General features: G+C 72.8%; 4 protein-coding genes and 1 pseudogene. 1 reads left to right on the forward strand and 4 read right to left on the reverse strand.

Annotated features, from left to right (window positions below):
- From KBX53_RS23950 to KBX53_RS23965, 4 genes and pseudogenes are all read right to left on the reverse strand, one after another.
- Positions 1 to 250 (reverse strand): annotated as a pseudogene (locus KBX53_RS23950) (phosphate ABC transporter substrate-binding protein PstS); the annotation flags it as partial.
- Positions 251 to 540: 290 nt separating this feature from the next.
- The gene (gene mshD, locus KBX53_RS23955) at positions 541 to 1,467 is read right to left on the reverse strand and encodes a mycothiol synthase (RefSeq protein ID WP_030327776.1); all 927 of its coding nucleotides are present in this window, start codon (positions 1,465 to 1,467) and stop codon (positions 541 to 543) included.
- 58 nt (positions 1,468 to 1,525) lie between these two features.
- Positions 1,526 to 2,395: a polysaccharide deacetylase family protein gene (locus tag KBX53_RS23960; protein WP_036410602.1), complete on the reverse strand. Its 870-nt coding sequence runs from the start codon at positions 2,393 to 2,395 to the stop codon at positions 1,526 to 1,528.
- A gap of 154 nt (positions 2,396 to 2,549) precedes the next feature.
- Complete coding sequence (locus KBX53_RS23965) at positions 2,550 to 3,269, reverse strand: response regulator transcription factor (protein ID WP_209444464.1); 720 nt, start codon at positions 3,267 to 3,269, stop codon at positions 2,550 to 2,552.
- A gap of 241 nt (positions 3,270 to 3,510) precedes the next feature.
- Here KBX53_RS23965 and KBX53_RS23970 point away from each other — a divergent pair.
- Positions 3,511 to 4,363: hypothetical protein (locus tag KBX53_RS23970; RefSeq protein WP_210861759.1), on the forward strand; the 853-nt coding region annotated here is incomplete at its 3' end.

Below are 4,363 nucleotides of genomic sequence, written 5' to 3' on the forward strand. Positions count from 1 at the left end.
CGCTGGGCTCGTAGTTGATCGTTACACCCTGGCACTTCTGCTGGTACGCCTTGATCCACTCGGCCATGGCGTTCTTCTGCGCCGACGAGCCCTGGGCGTTCAGCGTGCCGGTAGCGCAGTCGACCGCGGCGGCCGAGCCCGAAGCGCTGGCGCCGGAGGCGGGCTCGTTGTTGTCCGAGCCGCATGCGCTGAGACCGAGCGTCGCAGCAAGGGCGAGGCCGGCAATCGCGCCGTACCGCTGGAGCTTCACCTGAGGGGTTTCCCTTCGCGTCTGACTTGGCGCCCCGATCCGGGGCCCGAGGACCGGCACTGACCGGCTGACACGAAAGTTAGAAGTGCCAGGTAGCCGGTTCGCCGGTCGCAAGTGAACGCGAGGTGAACACGTACGGCCGTTGAGGTGACCGCTCGCTGAGGGTGAGTTGTCCGTTAAGTGAACCGGGATGCACCTGTCGGAAGTATGGGTATATTTCCGGTTCGCTGTTATGTCGCCGACGCCCGGCCGTTACCCGCCGGTGACCCGCTCGGCGCGACGGCGGACGGTCAGCCCAGGTGGTAGTTGATGTGCGCGGACCAGCGGGCGAAGCCCAGCCGCTCGTAGAGCGCGACGGCCCCGGTGTTCGAGTCGTCCACGTAGAGCATCACCCGGTCCAGGCCGCGCTTGTCCCGCAGGTGCGCCAGCCCGGCGGTGGTCAGGGCCCGGCCGAGCCCGCCGCCGTGCGCGGTCGGCTCCACCCCCAGCACGTACACCTCGCCGATCCGGGCCGACCCCGGCCGCTCGTGCACCTTGGTCCAGTGGAAACCGAGCAGCCGGCCGGTAGCTGTCTCCTCGGCGAGCAGGAAGCCCGCCGGGTCGAACCACGGCTCGGCGAGGCGGACCCGCAGGTCGTCCGACGTCCACCGGCCCTGCTCGGGGTGCTCGGCGAAGGCCCGCGCGTTGAGGGCCAGCCAGGCCGCGTCGTCCGCCCCAGGTCGGAACGCGCGCAGCGTCACCCCGTCGGGCAGGCGTGGCTCACCCAGCGGGGCGGCCAACGGTCGGCGCAACTGCCAGAGCACCCGGGCCCGGGTGAAGCCGAGGTCGACGGCGAGCGCGGCGGCCGACGGGTGGTCGCCGTGCGCCCACGCCCGCAGCGGCCCGGTGGCCGAGGCGAGTACGCCCCGGGCCAGCGCCCGGCCGGTGCCCCGTCGCCGGTACGCGGGGTGCACCACCAGCTCGACCCCGATCCCGTCGACCGGGTCGGTGGTGTCCAGGTGCGCGTACCCGGTGAGGGTGCCGTCGTCGGCACGGGCGATCAGGTGCACGGCGGCGGCGTCGGGGTCGCGCAGCCGGAGCAGGACGTGTTCGTCGAGCGGGTCCGCCCCGTCGGTGTCACCCGCTGAACTGGCGAGGGCCAGTACGTCGGCGATCTCCGCCGCCGCCAGTCGGTCGGTCCGGGTCACCTGGTCGCTGGTCGGCTCCGCGCTGCTCATTCCGCCACCGTATCCGCTGCGTGTCGTGACGCCCGGACCGTCGCCGCAAAGCCGCGGCTCAGGTCGGGTCGGTGGGGAGGGCCTCCAGCTCGAAGCGGGCGGTCAGGTCGGGCAGGATCTGGCGCAGCGCGTCCACCGTGCCCTGCCGGTCCCCACCGGCGTCGTGCAGCAGCACCACCGAGCCCGGTTCGGCCTGGCTCAGCACCGTCGCGGTGATCTTGTTGGCGCCGGGCAGGTCCCAGTCCGACGGGTCCACCGACCAGTGCAGCGGGGTCATGCCGAGCTGCCGGGCCGTCGACACCACCGGGTACGTCCAGGCCCCGCCCGGCTGGCGGTACCAGACGATCGGGGCGTTCGGCACCGCCGCCCGGATCGCTGCGTTGGTGCGAAGCAGGTCGGAGCGGATCGCGTCGGCCGACCGGGCGCCCAGGCCGACGTCGTGGTGCCAGGAGTGGTTGCACAGCGTGTGCCCGTCGTCCACTATCGACTGGACCAGGTCGGGGTGGTTCTGCGCGTTCTCGCCGACCACGCAGAACGTGGCGCGCACGTCGTATTCGCGCAGCAGGGCGAGGACCTGCGGGGTGTAGCGCGGGTCCGGCCCGTCGTCGAAGGTCAACGCGAGCCGCGGCGTGCCGGTGGTGGAGTGCGCGCCGAACAGTTTGTCGCCTCCGGCGTCTCGCCCGGATCCGTCCTGGCCGGTCTCGACCGGGCCGGCGCTGCTGCTGGCGCCCGGTGTCGCGCCCGGCTCACCGACGCTGGGTTGGTCGGCGTAGTGCGGCCCGTCGGCGTTCGTGGTGACGCCGGCGGTGTGCGGCGGCGTCTGGTCGGGGACGAGGCTGCGGCCGAGCACGTACGCGGAGCCGAGCAGGCCCGCCACCACCAGCGTCACTATCCCCGCGGCCCGCGCGGTGGAGTTGCCCCCCGTCACGACTTCCGCCCGGCCCGCCGGTCACGCCGGCCCGTCGCCCCCGTGTTCAGTGCGCGCACCATCGCCCCTTTCTCCGACAAACCCGGCAGTCAGAATAGAGCCGCCAAGCTGCGCAAAAAGGGCATATGGGAAATCGCCCGGGGTGGTCCGCGAATCAGACCGGCACTGGGGCGTGCTCCGCCTCGGGAAGCGACCGCGACGGCGGAACGACGAACTTGTAGCCGACCTGGCGGACGGTGCCGATCATCGACTCGTACTCCGAGCCGAGCTTGGCGCGCAGTCGTCGGACGTGCACGTCCACCGTGCGGGTGCCGCCGAAGTAGTCGTAGCCCCAGACCTCGCGCAGGAGCTGGTCGCGGGTGAACACCCGACCCGGGTGCTGGGCCAGGAACTTCAGCAGCTCGAACTCCTTGTAGGTGAGGTCGAGCGGGCGACCCTTGAGCTTCGCCGCGTAGGTGTCCGGATCGATGGTCAACTCGCCGGCCCGGATCGAGCCGCCCGCGCCGGCGGTCGCGTTGCTGAGCCGGCCCACCGCCAGCCGCAGCCGTGCCTCGACCTCGGCGGGGCCGGCCGAGGCGAGGATGACGTCGTCGACGCCCCAGTCGGCGTTGAGCGCGATCAGACCGGCCTCGGTCACCACCGCGACCAGCGGCACGCCGAGCCCGGTGGCGTGCAGCATCCGGCAGGTCGCCCGGGCCTCGCTCAACTCCGATCGGGCGTCCACCATCACCGCGTCCGGGCTCGGGCCCGCGACCAGGGTGCGAACGTCGCGCGGCGCGGTGCGGACCGAGTGCGGCAGCAGGTCGAGTGCCGGCAGCACAGCCGACGGTTCCCCTGCACGTGCGGTCACCAGCAGCAGGATCTCCACGATCACCTCCGTCCCGGCGGCGCGAGGCCGCACGCGACCAGTCGCACTCGTCGGGGAGTGCGCTGAGAAATTGCGTGGTCCCGGCGTCGCTGACGGGCGGGTAACGCGTTGAGCGTAACTGATCGCCTCGGCCGCACCGTCAGGCCAAATCCTGTTTGTCTATCTTGCCCCTGATCGTGGCCTGGTTTTTAACGTCGCTGAAACCCGTGACCACCGCGGCGGGCGGTCGGTCTGGCACGATCGGGTCGTGTTTCCCTCCACCTCGCCCGAGGCCGGCCGTGAATCGTGGCCCGCTGGGTCCCAACCGGGCCCGGCCGCCGCACCGACGCGCGGCCAACCGCCCGCGCCGCGTACCGGTCCGGCCACCACCGACGGCGATCGCCGCGAACGGGGTGGGCCCCGCCGGGCCCGTCGCTCCGGTGAGCCGGCCCGCCGATCCGAAGACGAGGTCGACGAGCCGGAAGAGGAGGTCATCCCCCCGGTCGAGGTGCACCGCCAACTGGCGCTGACCATCGCCGGCTTCGCCGCGCTGCTCGGCGTCGGCCTGGTGCTCGGTGCGCAGACGTCGGGCCCCGGCCACCGGCTGCCGTTCGCCGCCATCGTCTTCGGCGTCCAACTGCTGTTCGTGCTCGCCTGGACGATGGCCATGCGCCCGCCGGCGTTGCTGGTGGTCGCCGGGATCAGCGCCGTGGTCGCGGCGCTGGCCGACACCGCCGCGGTGCGGACCGACGTCGCCGGCCTGGCACCGCTGGGATACCTGGCCGTCGGCGGGTTCCTCGCCGCGGTGCTCGGCCAGCTGGTCCGCCGGGTCGACCGGGTCCGGGTCACCGACTCACTCGGTGCCACCCTGCTCATCGTGGTCGGGGTGGTGGCCCTCGGCACCCTGATCGTGCTCAGCCGCATCCCGGCCGGCACCCAGGCGATCACCGTCTGCCTGACCGCGAGCGGTGTCGCGCTCACCGTCGCCCGGCTCACCGACGCCGTCCTGCCGTGGCCGCGGCTGGCCCCGCAGGTGCCCCGGGGCGCCGCCGGCGTGGTGGCCGGCGCGATGGTCGGCACGCTGACCAGCGCCCTGCTCGGCAGCTACCTGGTAACCCCCT

The organism is Micromonospora sp. M51 (assembly GCF_018070305.1).
In the GTDB taxonomy this organism is placed as follows: domain Bacteria; phylum Actinomycetota; class Actinomycetes; order Mycobacteriales; family Micromonosporaceae; genus Micromonospora; species Micromonospora parva.